The sequence below is a fragment of the Croceitalea rosinachiae genome, from assembly GCF_031846445.1.
Lineage (GTDB): Bacteria > Bacteroidota > Bacteroidia > Flavobacteriales > Flavobacteriaceae > Croceitalea > Croceitalea rosinachiae.
Map to the genome: position 1 here is coordinate 491,057 of NZ_JAVRHR010000003.1, position 18,513 is coordinate 509,569.

Sequence of the window (18,513 nt, forward strand, 5' to 3'; positions counted from 1 at the left end):
GTTTGTTGAAAAATGCGTGTAAAAGGTAAATATGAGTACAAATATCTCGCCTTGAACCTAAAGGCATCTGTCGTAAAACGGTTCCGTTCGTTTGCCAAAAAGATTTCAGGTTCACAATCCGAGGCTTTGGAAAAAATGATTGATTTTTTTGAGTGGCACGGCTTCAAGCCCAATGACCGATTTGTGCCCAGTATCTTGGATGAGATACGCAAGAACCGCAAACGAACTGAGGCCAATATTGCCATACTCCGAGATATTGAGATTACCCAGACTAAACCCAACAATGCCATGCTCCTTTCCCTTTTTGGTGGAAGTTTAAAGGAAGAAAAGCCGATAAGGAGAGAAAAGAAACTTTTGAAAAAAGAATTTGATAAGGATTTCGGAGAAATGGAAATCACAGTGCCCAAAATCCGTTATGAACGATTGGCTGACAAACTGAGCCTTACCGTTAGGGATTTTCAATATGTCTTGGACAATGCCAAGATGATAAAGAAAGGTTTTGGTAAGTCCTACGTAAGACTGGAAATTACCGAAGAAGAACTCGAAAGATACAAGCGAGGTCTAAAAAATACCTTTAAAGGGTAACGACCAAGGTTTGAAACTTCGATTCAAGCCATACTAAGTAGTGCACCCTATCCGATTTTTGCTTTACGTTTATCTGTCGGAACACTACAAAAATCGAACAGGATCCTTGTGCAAAGTTCTGGGTAAGTATTTGGGACTTGCAGCGCGAAACCTCGTTTCGCTCGCTCATATTGTACCAAAATCAAGAACCCAATTTGAATTTAGCCTTGACAACCTCCATATCTTTCATCAATTTTTTATCAATCACCTTGGCATAGATCTGAGTTGTTTTCAATGATTGGTGCCCCAGCATTTTACTGACGGATTCAATTGGTACACCATTAGCTAAAGTTACAGTAGTGGCAAATGTGTGTCTTGCCAAGTGAAAGGTTAGGTTCTTTTGAATTTTACAAACTTTGGCAATTTCTTTCAAAAAGGCGTTGGTTTTTTGATTGCTGATTACGGGTAATAACAATCCATTCTCTTTGGTCAAAGGGTGGTCTTTGTATTTGGTTAAAATTTCTTCCGAAGTTGGGAGAAGGGGGACAACACTTCGAGAATCAGTTTTTGAACGATTTATTTTAATCCATCGTTGCCCATCCATACCGATAACGATGTGATCTGATGATAATTTTTTGACATCTACATAGGCTAAACCAGTAAAGCATGAGAAAACAAAAATGTCTCTAATTTGTTCCAAGCGGGTTATATCGAACTCTTGTTCAATTAATGAGCGTAGTTCCAGTTCCGTTAGAATATCTCGCTCTACCTTTTTCCATTTTGCTTTCCAGTGATAAAAGGGGTCTTTATTCACCCAATTGTTTGCTACAGCTATCCTCATTATCTTTTTAAAGTTGACCACATATTTGGTAATGGTATTTTGATTACCAATTTTCCGAGTTTTTAAAAAATGATGAAAACGATTGATAAACTTTAAGTCCACATCTCTAATAAATAGGTCTTTCAGCTTATATTCTTTTTCCATAAAGTTTGCTAGATGATTTCTAGTACGAATATGTCTTCTGTATGCTCCATAGGAGTATTCTATACCTAATAACTGTTCAATTTGAGTATTATGTTCGTCATAAACTTCTAGTAAGGTCTTGTGAACTGTCTCTGTGCCAATAATTTTATTCTTTATGGTTTCGGCTGAAAAAGGTTTCTTTTTGATTACCAATTTTGAATGAATGTTGTAGGCTTTGGCTTCCAATTCATCTAAATAGTGATTTAGAGCTTTAATCTTAGTATTAGAACCTTTTACCCTGCTTTTAATTGAACACCATTTTTCCAGTTTCACTTTTCTTTTTAGACTGAATTCAGCTCTTTTTGAGTTTACGGTAATTCTAAGAAAGATAGGTACTTCGCCTTGTTGGTTTATTCTAGCCTTGCGGATGTAGCATAAAATGGAGAAAGAATTTGTTTCCATAACAGTGATTTTACTGATTTTTAAAATGTTAAATTTTCTTTGTAAGAACTTGATAATCACAAATTTTAACAGCCTCGTGGTGTACACTTTTCGAATTCAACAAAGTGTACACCGATTTGTACACCGCGAATAATGGCATTATTTGATATCAAATGAAATCAGAAAAAACAAAAAAGTCTGTAAATCAACGATTTACAGACTTTTTGAATAATTATGGACTCTTAAAAGTGACCTGACTGGGGCTCGAACCCAGGACCCTCTCCTTAAAAGGGAGATGCTCTACCAACTGAGCTATCAGGTCATCTGCACTTTTTGCAAAAAAATAATTGCCTTAAGCGGCTGCAAATATAATATCAAATATTAATTTATCAAGCTGATTTAGTAATAAATTTGTCTTTTTAAATTTATAAGATGAGTAAGGGCTTGAAAATAGTGTTATTAGGTTATATGGCGAGTGGAAAATCTACTGTTGGCGAACTATTGTCCCAAAAATTAAATCTACCTTTTAAAGATCTTGATGATGAAATTGAACAGGTTGTTGGAATGTCAGTAGAACAAATTTTCGATAAAAAAGGAGAACTGTTTTTTAGAAAAAAAGAGACTGAAATACTAAAGCAAGTTATGGGTAGTGAAGATGGATTTGTACTCGCATTGGGTGGTGGTACCCCATGTTATGCGAACAATATTGATATTGTTCATATAAATACCTCAAATACTTTTTACTTAAAATTGACCATTGGCTCATTGGTAAGTCGTATATCAAGAGAAAAGGACAAGCGCCCTTTAGTTGCAAATATTATGGACCATGATTTACCAGAATTTGTAGGAAAACACATTTTCGAAAGAAATCAATTTTATTTGTTGGCGAAGCAAATAATTGATTGTAATCAAAAATCAGTTGAAGATATTGCCAAAGAAATTTCAAGAACTTTAATTTAAAAAGACAGCATCATTTTTAGCTTCAAAGACTACTCTTATATGCTCATTTAACGAAGTGGATAAAGAAATGCCCTTGAAATCTGCCTTAACAGGATATTTTTTATGATTTCTATTGACTAGAACAGCAGTTTTTAGTTGTTTTAAGGGTGTTCTTAAAAAATGGTGAACACCGTAAATAAGTGTTGTGCCAGAATTTAAAACATCATCTACAAGAATTACAGATTTATTTGCATAATCGTGTTCTTTTAAAGAAGTAAAAACACCGCTTTTTAATGGGTTTTGCTTGTCCATATGTACTTTGCATAGCGTAATTTGGGCATTAGTGATTTTACGAAGAATTGTACTTATTTTTTTTGCAAAATTTAATCCACCCCCTTCAATACCAGCTATTACAATTTCAGTCTCATCCACGTTGGCTTCGTAAATTTGATAGGCTATGCGCTTGGTTTTATGATGAATTTGCTCGTGTGTTAGAATCTGGCTTACCATAAGTCAATGATTTCAGTAAAGATAATACTATTCTGATTCGTCTAAATAGTCATCAATATCGCGTCTATCTTTTTTTGTTGGGCGTCCTATTCCTTTTTTTCTGTAGTGGTCTTTAGCATGTTTTAAAAGCTCATCATGCTCAAAGGCTTCTTTTGGGGTAGTATCTTTTCGATATATGTCAACAAGTTTTGCACCAACTCGACTTGTCGGAATATCTAAAACAATTAATTGGTAATTAATTTGATTCTTCCTTACTACAATACCATCAGTTGGGTAAACTTCGCGAGAAGGTTTTACTAGAGATCCATTGACTTTCACTTGTCCTTTTTTACAAGCTATTGTGGCAATATTTCTAGTTTTGAAGTAACGAACGCTCCAAAGATATTTGTCAATACGCATTTAGTATGCAAATGTTTGTTAAGGTAATAAGCAAAAATAGTGGAAAATTGTATCTTGCGCGACTAAACAAAAAATGTTGCTAAATGATTAGATATTTGATTGTTGTTTTCATGATAATAGTTTTTTGGTCATGTAATAATGATGATGGAATTAGCGCGGAGTTTGTGCCTCCAAGGTTGTTGAGCGAGGTTGCTCCAGAAGATGAAATGGAGATACAAGAATATTTGGATACCCATTTTTATAATTATGAAGAATTTGAAAACCCTCCGGCGGGTTTTGACTACAGGGTTGTAATAGATACCATTGCGGGCGAAAATGCAACAAAAACCCCTTTATCTCAATCAGATAAATTAAATTCAGAGGTTATTAATATTTCCTCAGCCGATTTTGGTTTGGATGAAGATGAAGAAGATATACCACATACTTACTATTATTTGTTAGCTAGAGAAGGTGGTGGAGACTTTCCAACTATTGCAGATTCTACCTTTGTATCTTATGATGGAACAAATTTGGACGGAAGCATATTTGACAGTGCTTTAGGTAGCGGTATATGGTTTGACTTACAAGGAACATTTACTATTCCTGGAGCAATTACGGGTTTTAAAGAAGGGATTTCAAAATTTAGGTCAGGGACGACGGTTATCGAAATGGAAGACGGTACTTTTACTATTGAAGATTTTGGATCAGGTCTGATTATTATGCCCTCTGGTCTTGCTTATTTCAATGGTACACAGCCAGGCAGTTCATATGCTCCTATTATTTTTAACGTCAATCTCTTGGCAGTGGAAACTGCTGATCATGATAGAGATGGCGTGCCGAGTATAGAAGAAGATAGGGATAACGATAAAAACCTTTTTAATGACGACACCGATGAGGATGGTATTCCTGATTATCTAGATTTCGACGATGATGGTGATAGTACATTTACGATTGACGAAATTACTGACGAGCAAGGTAACGTCATTATTCCATATCCGGATACTGATGGTGATGGCACCCCAGATTATTTAGACCCGGATAATAGTTAAAAAAAGCCCCAAATTCGGGGCTTTTTAATTTTATAGTTTTAGAGAAAAGCTGAGTATGAGTTGATCAGGTCTTGTATCAACACGATCGCCATTTAAATTTGTAATATTTGAATTGATAAAACTCACTTCGTTTTCGCTAAAACCTCTTTCATACCTAAGGTCAATTCCGAACTTACCTAAGTTGACCCCAGCTCCTAGATTAAGCCCAACTGAAAAATCATTCTCAACATCATCAAAAGTAATTCCATCAAATTCAGTATCTAAAAGATATTGAAAAGCTGGCCCTGCAAAAACATGTAGGGGTCCGATTATTTTTGTGCCAACTAGTACAGGAACATCTAATTTCTTGATTTTAAGATCACCTTCATTATATCCAGAACTGGTGCTGGTATATACAATTTCAGGACGAATATATATTCGATTTCCTAATTTTCCATATACCCCGATGTGAAAACCAGCATTTCTATCCGGGTTTTCGAATGCGCTTTGAGCATCATCAAAATAATCTCCATTGCCATTGTAATTTAATCCAGCTTTGATACCAAAACCTGAACCTGCTTGCGAAAAAGCGGTAGTACTAAAAAGCACCATAACTAAAACTAGAAGTGTTTTTTTCATAATGTGTTTCGTTTTAATAGTTACGATGAAAAGAGGTATCAAAGACGATACCAAAGACTATTTTCTTTTCAACACTTTTAAAACGGCCGCTTCGATGGCTTTATTGTTAAGCCCATATTTATCCATCAATTGTTCAGGAGTGCCACTTTCGCCAAAAGTATCCTGAGTAGCCACAAATTCTTGCGGCGTTGGGTGATGTATCGCTAATGTTCTAGCGACGCTTTCTCCCAATCCACCTAAAAAATTATGCTCTTCTGCGGTCACAACACATCCTGTCTTTTTAACAGAATTTAAGATGGCTTTTTCATCTAAGGGTTTTATAGTATGGATATTTATAACCTCACAAGAAATCCCTTGGTTTTCTAGTGTTTCAGCAGCAATCAATGATTGCCATACTAAATGACCTGTTGCAATAATCGTAACGTCGGTACCTTCACTGAGCATTAAGGCCTTACCGATTTCAAATTTCTGGTCAAATGGAGTAAAATTCGCAACTTTTGGCCTTCCAAAACGTAAATAAACTGGTCCGTGATGTTCTGCAATGGCCAAAGTCGCAGCTTTGGTCTGATTATAATCACATGGATTGATAACGGTCATTCCCGGTAGCATTTTCATTAGGCCAATATCTTCGAGAATTTGATGTGTTGCTCCGTCTTCCCCTAAAGTAATACCAGCGTGAGATGCACAAATCTTTACATTTTTATCAGAATATGCTATGGATTGTCGAATTTGATCGTAAACCCGACCTGTTGAGAAATTTGCAAAAGTGCCCGTAAACGGAATTTTTCCTCCAATGGTCAGGCCAGCAGCAATCCCCATCATATTTGCCTCGGCAATACCCACTTGAAAGAAACGTTCAGGATTCTCATCAATAAATGTTTGGATTTTCAGCGATCCCACAAGGTCGGCACATAATGCTACCACATTTGGATTGGTTCTCCCAAGTTCTGTCATACCGGCCCCATAACCGCTTCTGGTATCGTTCTTTCCTTGATCTATATATTTTGTCATGTCAATTTCTTAAAGATTAATAGTCACCTAAAGTTTCTGGATTTTGCGATAGTGCATTTTCGAGCTGTTCATCACTTGGTGCTTTGCCATGCCAAGCATGAGTATGCATCATGAAATCTACACCATTGCCCATCATTGTTGTCATGATTACACAAACTGGTTTTCCCTTACCCGTTCTGCTTTTGGCTTCGCTAAGACCGTCAATAACTTGTTGTAGGTCATTCCCATTTTCAATTTCTAGAACATCCCATCCAAATACTCGAAACTTTTCTGCTATGTTGCCCATAGGTAAAACATCGTCGGTAGCTCCGTCGATTTGTTGACCATTTAAATCGATGGCAGCAATATAATTATCAACCTTGTTCCCTGCCGCATACATAATGGCTTCCCAATTTTGACCTTCTTGTAATTCCCCATCACCATGTAAACTATAGACTAAATGGTTATCACCATTTAATTTTTTTGCTAAGGCGGCACCTATGGCAACAGACATTCCTTGTCCTAAAGAACCTGAAGCAATTCTTATTCCTGGTAAGCCTTCATGAGTTGTTGGATGACCTTGTAATCTTGAATTGATTAATCGAAAAGTGTTTAACTCATCCACATGAAAATACCCTTTGCGAGCAAGAACGCTATAAAAAACTGGAGAAATATGTCCGTTAGATAAAAAGAATAAATCTTCTCCATTTCCATCCATATCAAAACCATCATTAAGTTCCATTATCTCATTGTATAATGCAACAAAAAACTCGGTACAACCAAGAGAACCTCCTGGATGTCCTGAATTAACTTTATGAACCATTCTTAGAATGTCTCGCCTTACTTGAACTACGAGATCTTGTAATTCTTTAATTTCTGCCATTAGATTTAGTTTATTGAACCTTTTCAAATGTAATCGCATTCAGTTGAGTAAACAAACCAAAAACCAATATTTTATGAACCCATTTACACACATAATTTTATTTTTTTGTTAAGGACATGCTGCGTAGGAGATTCCTATATTTGCCATTCAAAAAATCACTTTTGAAATATAGCCTTTTACATAAAGATATTGGCTCAAAAGCTAGAGTTGGGGAAATAACAACAGACCACGGTACTATTGAAACACCAATTTTTATGCCCGTTGGCACTGTAGCTACAGTAAAAGGTGTTCACCAACGTGAACTACGAGACGATATTAAGCCCGATGTTATATTGGGGAACACGTATCATCTTTATTTAAGACCAGGAATTGAAATTATAGAACAGGCCGGTGGTTTGCATAAGTTTATGGGCTGGGATAGAAATATACTTACCGATAGTGGGGGCTATCAAGTATATTCCCTTTCTGGAAACAGGAAAATAAAGGAGGAAGGGGTTAGTTTTAAATCCCATATTGATGGTTCCAGTCATTTCTTTTCCCCAGAGCGTGTAATGGAAATACAAAGGATAATTGGGGCAGACATTATTATGGCATTTGACGAATGTACACCTTATCCATGTGATTATGGTTATGCAAAAAAGTCAATGCACATGACACATCGCTGGCTGGATAGGTGTATTGATCACTTGAAAAAATTGCCTATGAAATATGACTATGGTCAGGCTTTTTTTCCTATTGTTCAGGGATCTACCTATAAAGATTTAAGAATACAATCGGCAGAATATATCGCCGAGGCAGGTGCAGTTGGAAATGCGATTGGGGGGTTATCTGTTGGTGAGCCTGCAGAAGAGATGTACGAAATGTCAGAAATTGTTTGTGATATTCTACCTGAAGATAAGCCTAGATATCTTATGGGCGTAGGTACTCCAATCAATATTTTGGAAAATATTGCCCTTGGTGTGGATATGTTCGATTGTGTTATGCCTACCAGAAATGCAAGAAATGGAATGTTATTTACTGCGCACGGAACAATTAATATCAAGAATAAAAAATGGGAAAATGATTTTTCACCAATTGATGAAATGGGAATTACTTTTGTTGATATGGAATATTCAAAAGCATATTTGAGGCATCTTTTTGCCGCAAATGAGTATTTGGGCAAACAAATTGCCACGATTCACAACTTAGGATTTTACCTGTGGTTAACCAGAGAAGCTAGGGAACATATAATAGCGGGTGACTTTGCCTCTTGGAAAAATACAATGGTCAAACAAATGGATAAAAGATTGTAATGCTAACCATACTTGACAAATACATTTTAAAGCGATATTTGTTCACCTTTATTGGGATTCTATTACTATTTATTCCTATAGGAATAATGATCAGTCTGGCCGAAAAGATAGGCAAGATTATAGATAACGAGGCTCCGCTAGGAGAGGTAATAGTTTTTTATGGAAATTTTAGCTTGGTTTTAGGCAATATTTTAATGCCAATTCTTCTATTCCTTTCCATTATTTTCTTTACTGCGAAACTTGCAGGAAATACGGAGATTGTTGCCATTTTGAGCTCGGGTATTTCGTATTGGCGTTTTTTAAGACCCTATTTGATCGGGGCTAGTATAGTAGCCGTTTTAATATTTGTTATGGGGCAATTTATTGTACCGCATGCCAGTATTGGGTTCAACGAATTTGAATATAAATATTTTAAAAAAGGTCGAAAGAATCGACAAGACAAGAATATATTCACCCAGCTTAATGATAAAGACTTTCTTTACTTAAGTAGTTTTGATGCGAATAGGCAGATAGGCTATAATTTCACATACGAACATTTTAATGAAGAAAATCAGCTGGATTATAAACTAGCTGCTGCCAATATTAGGTGGGTCGAAAAGGACAGTACTTATAGACTTACTTCGTATTCAAAACGTAAGATGAAAGATGGATATGAATTGGTCGAGACAAAGCGAAGGTTAGACACACTGTTCAATTTTAGAATTGATGATTTGACTCCTGTTTCTTATATAGCAGACACCAAAAATCTTTTTGAACTAAATGACTTTATTAATGATCAAAAACGAAAAGGGGCATCAAATATAAATACTTACATGGTAGTAAAGTACAAGCGCTGGGCATTACCAATTGCAGCTTTTATTTTAACTATTATTGCAGTTGCCGTATCATCTGTAAAGCGTAGGGGAGGTATGGGCTTTAGTCTTCTTTTAGGGATAGCATTAGGCATGGTGTATATCTTTTTCGATAGAGTTTTTGGCACAATGGCGGAACAATCAGGCTTCTCACCCATATTGGCAGTAACTATACCTAATGTATTATTTGGCATTTTAGGGTTGGTGTTACTTCAAAAGGCCAAACGTTAACTTTTCTGCAACTGGTAAGTTGATGTTGCAGTATTTGATACATGTTATATATTTGCCCAACCAAACCAATTTGACTACAACAACTTTTTATGGAATATTTAGAATTTGAACTTCCTATCAAAGAACTTGAAGACCAGCTTCAAAAATGCATGGTAATAGGAGAAGAGAGTGATGTTGATGTGACTGAAACATGTCAGCAGATAGAGAAGAAGCTTGCGGAAACTAAAAAAGATATCTATAAAAATTTAACTGCTTGGCAAAGGGTCCAACTATCAAGGCACCCTAATAGACCTTATACAATGGATTATATCAATGCTATATGTGGTGATACTTTTTTAGAATTGCATGGAGATCGAACAGTGGGTGATGATAAAGCGATGATAGGTGGTTTGGGTAAGATTGGTGACCAAAGCTTTATGTTTATTGGACAACAAAAAGGATACAACACTAAAACTCGTCAATACCGAAACTTTGGAATGGCAAATCCTGAGGGTTACCGCAAGGCATTGCGTTTAATGAGCTCAGCTGAAAAGTTTAATGTCCCTGTAGTATGCTTTATAGATACTCCCGGCGCCTATCCTGGCATTGAAGCAGAAGAACGCGGCCAAGGTGAGGCAATTGCCAGAAATATACTTGAAATGACCCGTTTAAAGGTGCCAATAGTAGTTGTTATTATTGGTGAAGGTGCTTCAGGTGGTGCTTTAGGCATAGGTGTTGGTGACAAAGTATTGATGCTTGAAAATACTTGGTATTCGGTAATTTCCCCAGAATCTTGTTCTTCCATTTTATGGCGTAGTTGGGAGTATAAGGAACAAGCGGCCGAAGCACTGAAGTTGACGGCTCCTGACATGAAAAAGTTGAAACTTATTGACGAAATAGTGCGTGAGCCTTTAGGAGGTGCGCATACAAATAGGGCGAAAACTTTTGATACGGTAAAAAACAAAATTTCTACTCATTTTGCGGAACTAAAAAAGTTATCACCAAAAGAATTGGTGAATCAACGTATGGATAAATATGCCAATATGGGTGTATTCAACGGCTAAGCCTTGTATTTTGGTTTACCTTAAAAACTAATTTGTCAACCTTTTCCTATTTATTAGGGTTATTAACAGCTTTTTTAAGTTATCAACAGTATTTTTGTTGAATAGATGTGAACATCCATACCTCTAAATTCAAAGTTAACTAAAGGTTAATTCCATACTTTCGCACTCATGGACAAATCAAACCCTATTGTTGGACGCAAGGTTGATAAAACTACTATCATCAACTTGGAGCGTGGAAAAATTCCACCTCAAGCTGTTGATTTAGAAGAAGTTGTGTTGGGTGCAATGATGATTGATAAAAAAGGGGTTGATGAAGTTATCGATATTTTACATCCAGAAGTTTTTTACAAAGATGCGCATCGGTTTGTTTATGAAGCAATCTTTAAATTGTTCGAATCTTCTGAACCGGTTGACTTATTAACCGTTTCTTCCCAATTAAAGAAAGATGGTCATTTAGAGGCAGTTGGGGGTGATTTTTACCTTATTAAACTCACTCAAAAAGTCGCTTCTTCTGCACATATTGAGTTTCACGCCCGTATTATTTTACAGAAATACATTCAACGAAGCCTCATAAAAATCTCAAATGAAATTATTGAAGATGCTTACAGCGAAGGGACTGATGTTTTTGATTTATTGGACAATGCGGAATCAAAATTATATGAGGTAACTCAAGGTAATTTAAAACGTTCCGCAGAAACTGCTCAGAATCTGGTAATTCAGGCAAAAAAGCGAATTGAAGAGATTGCAAATAAAGAGGGGTTAAGTGGAATTCCATCTGGTTTTGATAAATTGGATAAGCTTACTTCTGGCTGGCAACCTAGCGACTTAGTTATTGTAGCGGCCAGACCCGGTATGGGTAAAACAGCTTTAACACTTTCTATGGCAAGAAATATTGCTGTAAATGCTGAAATTCCTGTAGCTTTTTTCTCTTTAGAGATGTCTTCAGTCCAGTTGATTACTCGTTTAATTTCTTCGGAGACCGGTCTTTCATCAGAAAAGCTGAGAACAGGCCGATTAGAGAAACATGAGTGGGAGCAACTTAATGTAAAGGTGAAAACCTTAGAAAAAGCACCATTGTTTATTGATGATACTCCTTCTCTTTCCATATTTGACTTACGTGCAAAAGCCAGAAGATTAGCTTCACAGCATGGAATTAAACTTATCGTTATTGACTACTTGCAATTAATGACAGCTGGTGGTAGTCAAAAAGGGGGAAATCGTGAACAAGAAATTTCCACTATTTCACGAAATCTAAAAGCTTTAGCCAAAGAATTGAATGTGCCTGTAATTGCTTTATCACAGTTGTCTAGAGCGGTAGAGACACGTGGAGGAAGTAAAAGACCTATTCTTTCTGATTTGAGGGAATCTGGTGCTATTGAACAAGATGCAGATATTGTATCATTTATTTATCGTCCGGAATATTATAAAATTGATGAATGGGATGATGAAGAACGAACGCCAACACAAGGGCAAGCGGAATTTATTGTTGCAAAGCACCGTAATGGCGGACTGGATAATATTAGGTTAAAGTTTATCGGAAATTTAGGGAAGTTTGATAACTTAGATGATTTTGATTCTCCTTTTGAGTTTCAATCTAAGATGAATGCCAATGAAGAAAATCCTTTTGCAAGTCCAAATCTTCCAAGCACGGATGAGGCCTTTGGTAGTTCGTTCAATGATGATGCGAATGCTGATGATGACGTTCCTTTTTAAGGGTTTGCTATTTCGAGGGCATTTTAGGTATCTAACTATTTTAATATTATTTTTCTCTATCTCAACATCAGCATCGGTTATCTTAATTCCTATGGATGCTGAAAGTCAAAAGAATCATTTAAAAGCTTACGGAATAACCTATTGGGTTTTGACCAAACAGCAAAAAGTGCAATGGTTGCTGAATTATAGAGGAGGTTCTTTTTTACTGCCAGATGGCGAAGCTATTCGCAAAGAATGTCAGATTAGGGGAGTATCTTTTGAAATACTTTCCGATGGTGAAGCGAATAATATTTTGGATGATATCAGCAGTCCGTCTCAAAATCAAGATGCAGTAATTTTAGAGAAGGCCCCAAAGATTGCAGTGTATTCACCAAAAGATAATTTCCCTTGGGATGATGCTGTTACGATGGTGTTGACCTATGCTGAAATTCCCTATGTTACAATTTATGATGAAGAAGTCTTAGATGATAAATTGGCCCTGTATGATTGGTTACATCTACATCATGAAGATTTTACAGGGCAATATGGCAAGTTTTATGGGGCATATCGCGCAGCTCCTTGGTACATTGAAGGAAAACGTTTAGCGGAAGAGCGTGCCGTTAAATTAGGATTCTCCAAAGTATCTGAAGAGAAAGGGGCGGTAGCTGAAAAAATAAGGAGGTATGTCATTGGCGGAGGGTTTATGTTTGCAATGTGTTCGGCAACAGATAGTTTTGATATTGCTCTAGCCGCAAATGGAGTTGATATTTGTGAACCCATGTTTGATAATGACCCATCCAATGCCAATTATCAAAGTCAGTTAAATTTTGATCGCACATTTGCCTTTCAAAACTTTGTTTTGGAAAGAAACCCTTTACGCTATGAATTCTCGTCTATAGATATGACTGCAAAAAGAAAAATCCCTAAAGAATCGGATTACTTTTCTTTAATGGAATTCTCTGCCAAGTGGGATCCTGTTCCCACTATGCTAACACAGAATCATACCACATTGGTAAAAGGTTTTATGGGGCAAACAACTTCTTTTACTAGGGGTGAGGTCAAACCAACTGTTATGATACTTGGCGAGAATAAAATAAATGCCGAAGCCCGTTATATTCATGGAATAAAAGGTAAAGGATTTTTTACTTTTTATGGTGGACACGACCCTGAAGATTATCAACATAGGGTCGGTGACCCTAAAACAGAATTAGAACTGCATCCGACTTCGCCTGGGTATCGACTTATTTTAAATAATGTATTGTTCCCAGCTGCGAGAAAGAAAAAGCAGAAGACTTAATTGAATAGTTTTTCTAAGATTACCTCAACTCCAAATTCATTGTTATTGGCGGTTTCAAATTTTGCGACCTCTTTCACATTTGAGTGCGCATTGGCCATAGCAAAACTATAATCGGAGAGTCGTAACATTTCAATATCATTATTATAGTCGCCAAATATTAATACTTCATTAGAAGCGATACTGTATTCTTTCATTACTTTTTCCAAAGCAAAGCCTTTATGGGCATTTTGATGTGATACATCGACCCAATTAGCCCCAGAGACTTTAACCTTTAAGGAATCTTCTAAATGCTTTACTACGGGGTAAATGAATTGTTCTGAACTTTCAAAATGATAAATAGCTACTTTTAAAACTTCGTCGGTAATATCTGATTGATTTTCGACTATCTCAAATTCAGAATAATACTCTTTTAGCAAGTTTATAAATTTATTTGATGAACCACCCACATAAGCATTGTTTCTGCTGCAAAGGACCGGGTGAGCATCTTTTACATTCTTCATTAATTTTAGAATGTCATTAATGTTTTCTGTTTTGATTGGGGTCGTAAGCAAGACTTCTTCTTGCCTTTTTACATAGGCCCCATTTTCAGAGATAAAAATCATATCATCTTTTATGGAATCTAGTTTTGAAACCATACTAGAATATTGGCGCCCACTGGCTGCAACAAACTGAATACCTCTTTGTTTCATTTTTTTGAATAATTCAAAGAATCGGCTACTAACTTCATGATTCGCATTCAGTAGGGTGCCATCCATATCGGTAACGACCATTTTTATACTTGATAAATCCATCAATAAAATTTAAGCTGCAAATGTACAGGTATGTTCAGGTTATGCGGTTAAGTTTATATTATTTTAGTAAGATGAAGTTTTATCAAAAACAAATTACACTTAATCCATTTTCAAGGGGTTTCCACTTGATTACAAGTGAAATATTGAGCACTATCACTGAAATCAGCAGTATTGAGATAGGTATGTTACAAGTGTTCATTAAGCATACTTCGGCTAGTTTAACCCTTAACGAGAATGCTGACCCAACGGTTCGAATAGATTTTGAAACTCATATGAACAAAATGGTACCGGAAAATATGCCATATTATAAACATGATTATGAGGGTTCAGACGATATGCCCGCCCATATTAAAGCATCATTAATGGGAGCTTCAGTACAAATACCAATAAGTAATGGAAAACTTAATCTGGGTATTTGGCAAGGAATTTATCTTTGCGAGCACCGTAACCATGCTAAAGGAAGAGATTTAACGATAACTGCTTTTGGAAGTTGAAGAAAAGAAACTACAATAAAAAAATCCTGCTCTTTACAGAACAGGATTTTAATAAGCGGGGTAAGTTTACTAAAATTTTTATTTCACCTTTTCGACAATAGCCTTAAAAGCATCTGGATGGTTCATAGCCAAATCGGCTAAAACCTTTCTGTTCAAGTCAATTCTATTAGATTTTACTTTTCCCATAAATTGCGAATAAGACATTCCGTGTAAACGGGCACCTGCATTGATACGGGTAATCCAAAGCGCCCGGAAAGTCCTCTTTTTGTTTCTTCTATCACGGTAAGCATAAAGCATTGCTTTTTCTACCGCATTTTTCGCTACTGTCCAGACATTTTTGCGTCTTCCGAAGTAACCTTTTGCTTGCTTCATCACCTTTTTTCTTCTGGCTCTAGAAGCTACTGCATTTACTGATCTTGGCATTTTTTTAATTTTTTTGTAGTAGGCGGTCTATTTATGACACTTTTTTAAGCCTAACTCCAGGGTTAATAATTTACCGAATGAACAATTATTTTAAACGTAATTGTTCTTTGATACTATTGACATCAGATTCGTGCACTAGGCCAGAGTGTGTCAATTTAAGTTTACGCTTTTTAGACTTCTTAGTCAGAATATGACTTTTAAAAGCGTGCTTTCTTTTAATTTTACCAGAGCCGGTCAGCTTAAATCGCTTTTTAGCACTGGATTTTGTTTTCATTTTAGGCATTTTTCTTTTTTATGATTTATTTCCGCTTACTTCTTACTTGCTTTCGGGGCTATGAACATAGTCATTCTTTTACCCTCTAATTTTGGCATTTGTTCTACTTTTCCAACTTCCTCTAGCTCAGAGGCCAATCTTAGTAATAATATTTCTCCTTGGTCTTTATACACAATGGAACGACCCTTGAAAAAAACATATGCCTTTAATTTAGCACCTTCCTTTAAGAATTTTTCAGCATGTCGCTTCTTAAATTCGTAATCATGGTCATCCGTTTGTGGGCCAAATCTTATTTCCTTTACAATGACCTTTGTCGCCTTGGCCTTCATGACCTTTTCGCGCTTTTTCTGTTCGTAGAGAAACTTTTTGTAATCAATTATCTTACAAACAGGGGGAACAGCTTTTGGTGAAATTTCTACCAAATCCAATTCCAATTCTTCGGCTTTATCTAAAGCCTTTCTAATAGGGTATACACCTATTTCTACATTGTCTCCAACCAACCTCACCTCAGGAGCAAGTATTTTTTCATTGATATTGTGAGGGTTTTTATTCTCCCTTCTTGGTTGGGGCTTAAATCTTCTTCGTATTGCTATGACTTACACTTTTTAATTAAACTTAATTTTTTAGAACGACTTTAAGGTACTATTTATTTCTTTTGAAACCAAGTCTGAAAATTGCGATATGCTTATACTACCCAAGTCTTCTCCTCCATGTTTGCGAACAGCAATGGTTTCAGCCGATTCTTCGCTTTCACCGACAATGAGCATAAAGGGTATTTTCTTTAACTCAGCTTCTCTAATTTTCTTACCTACAGTCTCGTTCCTATTATCAATGAGCGCGCGAATTTCGTGATTTTCTAGCGAATTCAAAACTTTTTCTGCATAATTTTCATGTTTCTCGCTGACTGGCAATATTATAGCTTGCTTTGGAATCAACCATAACGGAAAGTTTCCACCAGTATGTTCTAATAATAATGCAACAAAACGCTCCAAGCTCCCAAATGGAGCCCTGTGAATCATTATAGGTCTGTGAAGCTCATTGTCGCTACCTTTATATGTTAAATCAAAGCGTTCAGGTAAATTGTAATCTACTTGAATTGTGCCTAATTGCCAGTTTCTCCCTAGGGCATCTTTGACCATGAAATCTAATTTAGGCCCATAAAAAGCTGCTTCCCCAGTTTCAATAACATAATCAAGTCCTTTTTCTTCTGCAGCATCGATAATCGCTTGTTCCGCTTTCTGCCAATTTTCGACCTCTCCAATATATTTTTCAGGTTGATCTAAATTACGAACCGAGACTTGAGCAGTAAAATTTTCAAATCCTAAAGAACCCAATACGTATAAAGTTAGGTCAATTACATTTTTGAACTCACCACTTAACTGATCTGGAGTACAGAAAATATGAGCATCATCTTGTGTAAAACCCCTAACTCTGGTCAGACCATGTAGTTCACCACTTTGCTCATAACGATATACCGTTCCAAATTCAGCATAGCGCTTAGGTAAATCTTTATAGCTGAAAGGGCTTGCATTGTAAATTTCACAGTGATGCGGGCAATTCATGGGTTTTAATAAAAATTCTTCATCATCCTTTGGTGTATGTATAGGTTGAAAGCTATCCTCACCATATTTGGCATAGTGTCCAGAAGTAACATATAACTCTTTTTGGCCTATATGAGGAGTAACCACCATTTCGTAGCCAGCTTTTTTCTGTGCTTTTTTTAAGAAGTCTTCTAAACGTTCTCTAAGTGCTGCGCCTTTTGGGAGCCATAGTGGTAGGCCTTGCCCCACTTTTTGAGAGAAGGTGAATAGCTCTAATTCTTTACCAAGTTTTCTATGGTCTCTTTTCTTGGCTTCTTCAATCAATTCTAAATATTCAGTAAGCTCTTTCTGTTTTGGAAATGATATTCCGTAAACCCTAGTAAGTTGTTTGTTTTTTTCGTCTCCTTTAAAGTAAGCGCCGGCAACGCTTAAAATTTTTACAGCTTTTACAATTCCAGTATTTGGGATATGTCCACCTCTGCATAAGTCGGTAAAAGTAGAGTGATCGCAAAAAGTAATATCGCCATCTTCAAGATTGGAAATCAAATCTACTTTGTATTCATTTTTTTCTTTGTAATAGGATAAGGCATCAGCTTTGCTAACAGACCTCATTTTGAAATCATGTTTGCCCCTAGCAATTTCGAGCATTTTGTCTTCAATTTTTTTAAAGTCTTTTTCAGATAATGATTCATCTCCTAAATCAACATCGTAATAAAACCCATTCTCAATAGCAGGTCCAACCCAAAGCTTAACTTTTGGATATAGTTCTTCGAGGGCCTGTGCTAATATATGGGCGGATGAATGCCAAAATGCTTTTTTACCTTCATTATTGTTCCATGTATATAAGGTAAGGCTACCGTCTGAGTTTAATGGAGTATTGGCCTCCACAATAGTTTCATTAAATTTTGCTGAAATCACGTTTCTGGCCAAACCTTCACTAATACTCTTAGCTACTTCAAAAGGAGAACTTCCCTCTTTAACTTCTTTTACAGCACCATCGGGCAGCGTAATATTAATCATCTTACTTTAAAATTAGAATAGCCGCAAAGATAATATCTTGTGCGAATGCTACAATTATATTAGCTGGTTTCGTGTGCATAAAAATTTAGATAAAGAACAGGTATTCAAGGGTATTTGGTAAAACCACTAAAAGTTATTATCTTATTGGTCCGTTTTTTTTAATTTTTAATCATTTTATTTATCTGATAAACAGAAGGTTAAATTTTTTTTTAATTTTTATTCAAAAAG

At 36.1% G+C, this 18,513-nt stretch carries 20 protein-coding genes and 1 tRNA gene; 9 read left to right on the forward strand and 12 right to left on the reverse strand.

Going from position 1 to position 18,513, the window contains the following annotated elements; translation table 11 throughout:
- The first annotated feature begins 12 nt into the window (after positions 1-12).
- On the forward strand, positions 13-585 hold the full coding sequence (locus RM706_RS14865; protein WP_311352960.1) for a BfmA/BtgA family mobilization protein: 573 nt from the start codon (positions 13-15) through the stop codon (positions 583-585).
- A gap of 181 nt (positions 586-766) precedes the next feature.
- On the opposite strand, the gene RM706_RS14870 is transcribed toward RM706_RS14865, so the two are convergent.
- Complete coding sequence (locus RM706_RS14870; RefSeq protein ID WP_311352962.1) at positions 767-1,990, reverse strand: site-specific integrase; 1,224 nt, start codon at positions 1,988-1,990, stop codon at positions 767-769.
- Positions 1,991-2,218: 228 nt separating this feature from the next.
- A tRNA-Lys gene (locus RM706_RS14875) sits at positions 2,219-2,291 on the reverse strand.
- A 110-nt stretch (positions 2,292-2,401) separates the two neighbouring features.
- Between RM706_RS14875 and RM706_RS14880 the strand changes: the two genes are divergently transcribed.
- Entirely contained in the window at positions 2,402-2,929 is a 528-nt protein-coding gene (locus RM706_RS14880) for a shikimate kinase (RefSeq protein ID WP_311352965.1), read from the forward strand.
- Here the strand turns inward: RM706_RS14880 and RM706_RS14885 are convergent.
- Both RM706_RS14885 and RM706_RS14890 read right to left on the reverse strand, forming a co-directional pair.
- Complete coding sequence (locus tag RM706_RS14885) at positions 2,921-3,418, reverse strand: phosphoribosyltransferase domain-containing protein (protein WP_311352967.1); 498 nt, start codon at positions 3,416-3,418, stop codon at positions 2,921-2,923. The two genes, RM706_RS14880 and RM706_RS14885, sit on opposite strands and share 9 nt — an antisense overlap.
- 27 nt (positions 3,419-3,445) lie before the next feature.
- Positions 3,446-3,817 (reverse strand): RNA-binding S4 domain-containing protein, encoded by a 372-nt coding sequence (locus RM706_RS14890; protein ID WP_311352969.1) that lies wholly within the window; start codon positions 3,815-3,817, stop codon positions 3,446-3,448.
- Positions 3,818-3,900: 83 nt separating this feature from the next.
- Here RM706_RS14890 and RM706_RS14895 point away from each other — a divergent pair, with 83 nt between their 5' ends.
- Positions 3,901-4,845 (forward strand): FKBP-type peptidyl-prolyl cis-trans isomerase, encoded by a 945-nt coding sequence (locus RM706_RS14895; protein WP_311352971.1) that lies wholly within the window; start codon positions 3,901-3,903, stop codon positions 4,843-4,845.
- 30 nt (positions 4,846-4,875) lie between these two features.
- Here RM706_RS14895 and RM706_RS14900 read toward each other — a convergent pair whose 3' ends face one another.
- The 3 genes from RM706_RS14900 to RM706_RS14910 are packed head-to-tail and all read right to left on the reverse strand — an operon-like array spanning position 4,876 to position 7,336.
- Entirely contained in the window at positions 4,876-5,463 is a 588-nt protein-coding gene (locus RM706_RS14900) for an outer membrane beta-barrel protein (RefSeq protein ID WP_311352973.1), read from the reverse strand.
- Between the two features lie 57 nt (positions 5,464-5,520).
- Positions 5,521-6,474 carry a transketolase family protein gene (locus tag RM706_RS14905; protein WP_311352975.1) on the reverse strand — a complete coding sequence of 318 codons (954 nt, stop codon included), beginning with the start codon at positions 6,472-6,474 and terminating at the stop codon, positions 5,521-5,523.
- Between the two features lie 16 nt (positions 6,475-6,490).
- Positions 6,491-7,336, reverse strand: a complete 846-nt coding sequence (locus RM706_RS14910; RefSeq protein WP_311352977.1) for a transketolase — start codon at positions 7,334-7,336, stop codon at positions 6,491-6,493.
- Positions 7,337-7,452: 116 nt separating this feature from the next.
- Here RM706_RS14910 and tgt point away from each other — a divergent pair, with 116 nt between their 5' ends.
- The 5 genes from tgt to RM706_RS14935 all read left to right on the forward strand — a co-directional run bounded on the left by tgt (position 7,453) and on the right by RM706_RS14935 (position 13,742).
- Complete coding sequence (gene tgt / locus RM706_RS14915) at positions 7,453-8,628, forward strand: tRNA guanosine(34) transglycosylase Tgt (RefSeq protein WP_432264977.1); 1,176 nt, start codon at positions 7,453-7,455, stop codon at positions 8,626-8,628.
- Positions 8,628-9,710: an LptF/LptG family permease gene (locus RM706_RS14920; protein ID WP_311352981.1), complete on the forward strand. Its 1,083-nt coding sequence runs from the start codon at positions 8,628-8,630 to the stop codon at positions 9,708-9,710. The genes tgt and RM706_RS14920 overlap by 1 nt, the downstream gene beginning before the upstream one ends.
- An 89-nt stretch (positions 9,711-9,799) precedes the next feature.
- Positions 9,800-10,753, forward strand: a complete 954-nt coding sequence (locus RM706_RS14925) for an acetyl-CoA carboxylase carboxyltransferase subunit alpha (RefSeq protein WP_311352983.1) — start codon at positions 9,800-9,802, stop codon at positions 10,751-10,753.
- Positions 10,754-10,921: 168 nt separating this feature from the next.
- Complete coding sequence (gene dnaB, locus RM706_RS14930; protein ID WP_311352985.1) at positions 10,922-12,466, forward strand: replicative DNA helicase; 1,545 nt, start codon at positions 10,922-10,924, stop codon at positions 12,464-12,466.
- Entirely contained in the window at positions 12,450-13,742 is a 1,293-nt protein-coding gene (locus tag RM706_RS14935) for an asparagine synthetase B (RefSeq protein ID WP_311353014.1), read from the forward strand. Before dnaB ends, RM706_RS14935 begins: the two co-directional genes overlap by 17 nt.
- Here the strand turns inward: RM706_RS14935 and RM706_RS14940 are convergent.
- The gene (locus RM706_RS14940) at positions 13,739-14,533 is read right to left on the reverse strand and encodes an HAD family hydrolase (protein WP_311352988.1); all 795 of its coding nucleotides are present in this window, start codon (positions 14,531-14,533) and stop codon (positions 13,739-13,741) included. The genes RM706_RS14935 and RM706_RS14940 overlap by 4 nt on opposite strands.
- 71 nt (positions 14,534-14,604) lie before the next feature.
- On the opposite strand from RM706_RS14940, the gene RM706_RS14945 reads away from it, so the two are divergent.
- Positions 14,605-15,027: a secondary thiamine-phosphate synthase enzyme YjbQ gene (locus RM706_RS14945; RefSeq protein WP_311352990.1), complete on the forward strand. Its 423-nt coding sequence runs from the start codon at positions 14,605-14,607 to the stop codon at positions 15,025-15,027.
- Positions 15,028-15,105: 78 nt separating this feature from the next.
- On the opposite strand, the gene rplT is transcribed toward RM706_RS14945, so the two are convergent.
- From rplT to thrS, 4 genes are all read right to left on the reverse strand, one after another.
- Positions 15,106-15,450: a 50S ribosomal protein L20 gene (gene rplT / locus RM706_RS14950; RefSeq protein ID WP_311352993.1), complete on the reverse strand. Its 345-nt coding sequence runs from the start codon at positions 15,448-15,450 to the stop codon at positions 15,106-15,108.
- An 85-nt stretch (positions 15,451-15,535) separates the two neighbouring features.
- Positions 15,536-15,733 carry a 50S ribosomal protein L35 gene (rpmI, locus tag RM706_RS14955; RefSeq protein ID WP_311352995.1) on the reverse strand — a complete coding sequence of 66 codons (198 nt, stop codon included), beginning with the start codon at positions 15,731-15,733 and terminating at the stop codon, positions 15,536-15,538.
- 26 nt (positions 15,734-15,759) lie between these two features.
- Positions 15,760-16,311 carry a translation initiation factor IF-3 gene (infC, locus tag RM706_RS14960; protein WP_311353016.1) on the reverse strand — a complete coding sequence of 184 codons (552 nt, stop codon included), beginning with the start codon at positions 16,309-16,311 and terminating at the stop codon, positions 15,760-15,762.
- A 36-nt stretch (positions 16,312-16,347) separates the two neighbouring features.
- Entirely contained in the window at positions 16,348-18,285 is a 1,938-nt protein-coding gene (gene thrS, locus RM706_RS14965) for a threonine--tRNA ligase (RefSeq protein ID WP_311352997.1), read from the reverse strand.
- Between the last annotated feature and the right edge of the window lie 228 nt (positions 18,286-18,513).

What these genes read in the sequence shown, in the direction of transcription:
- RM706_RS14865 (WP_311352960.1), top strand. Translation starts at nt 13, where the DNA reads ATGCGTGTAAAAGGTAAATATGAGTACAAATATCTCGCCTTGAACCTA.
- RM706_RS14870 (WP_311352962.1), bottom strand. Translation starts at nt 1,990, where the DNA reads ATGGAAACAAATTCTTTCTCCATTTTATGCTACATCCGCAAGGCTAGA.
- RM706_RS14880 (WP_311352965.1), top strand. Translation starts at nt 2,402, where the DNA reads ATGAGTAAGGGCTTGAAAATAGTGTTATTAGGTTATATGGCGAGTGGA.
- RM706_RS14885 (WP_311352967.1), bottom strand. Translation starts at nt 3,418, where the DNA reads ATGGTAAGCCAGATTCTAACACACGAGCAAATTCATCATAAAACCAAG.
- RM706_RS14890 (WP_311352969.1), bottom strand. Translation starts at nt 3,817, where the DNA reads ATGCGTATTGACAAATATCTTTGGAGCGTTCGTTACTTCAAAACTAGA.
- RM706_RS14895 (WP_311352971.1), top strand. Translation starts at nt 3,901, where the DNA reads ATGATTAGATATTTGATTGTTGTTTTCATGATAATAGTTTTTTGGTCA.
- RM706_RS14900 (WP_311352973.1), bottom strand. Translation starts at nt 5,463, where the DNA reads ATGAAAAAAACACTTCTAGTTTTAGTTATGGTGCTTTTTAGTACTACC.
- RM706_RS14905 (WP_311352975.1), bottom strand. Translation starts at nt 6,474, where the DNA reads ATGACAAAATATATAGATCAAGGAAAGAACGATACCAGAAGCGGTTAT.
- RM706_RS14910 (WP_311352977.1), bottom strand. Translation starts at nt 7,336, where the DNA reads ATGGCAGAAATTAAAGAATTACAAGATCTCGTAGTTCAAGTAAGGCGA.
- tgt (WP_432264977.1), top strand. Translation starts at nt 7,453, where the DNA reads ATGCTGCGTAGGAGATTCCTATATTTGCCATTCAAAAAATCACTTTTG.
- RM706_RS14920 (WP_311352981.1), top strand. Translation starts at nt 8,628, where the DNA reads ATGCTAACCATACTTGACAAATACATTTTAAAGCGATATTTGTTCACC.
- RM706_RS14925 (WP_311352983.1), top strand. Translation starts at nt 9,800, where the DNA reads ATGGAATATTTAGAATTTGAACTTCCTATCAAAGAACTTGAAGACCAG.
- dnaB (WP_311352985.1), top strand. Translation starts at nt 10,922, where the DNA reads ATGGACAAATCAAACCCTATTGTTGGACGCAAGGTTGATAAAACTACT.
- RM706_RS14935 (WP_311353014.1), top strand. Translation starts at nt 12,450, where the DNA reads ATGACGTTCCTTTTTAAGGGTTTGCTATTTCGAGGGCATTTTAGGTAT.
- RM706_RS14940 (WP_311352988.1), bottom strand. Translation starts at nt 14,533, where the DNA reads ATGGATTTATCAAGTATAAAAATGGTCGTTACCGATATGGATGGCACC.
- RM706_RS14945 (WP_311352990.1), top strand. Translation starts at nt 14,605, where the DNA reads ATGAAGTTTTATCAAAAACAAATTACACTTAATCCATTTTCAAGGGGT.
- rplT (WP_311352993.1), bottom strand. Translation starts at nt 15,450, where the DNA reads ATGCCAAGATCAGTAAATGCAGTAGCTTCTAGAGCCAGAAGAAAAAAG.
- rpmI (WP_311352995.1), bottom strand. Translation starts at nt 15,733, where the DNA reads ATGCCTAAAATGAAAACAAAATCCAGTGCTAAAAAGCGATTTAAGCTG.
- thrS (WP_311352997.1), bottom strand. Translation starts at nt 18,285, where the DNA reads ATGATTAATATTACGCTGCCCGATGGTGCTGTAAAAGAAGTTAAAGAG.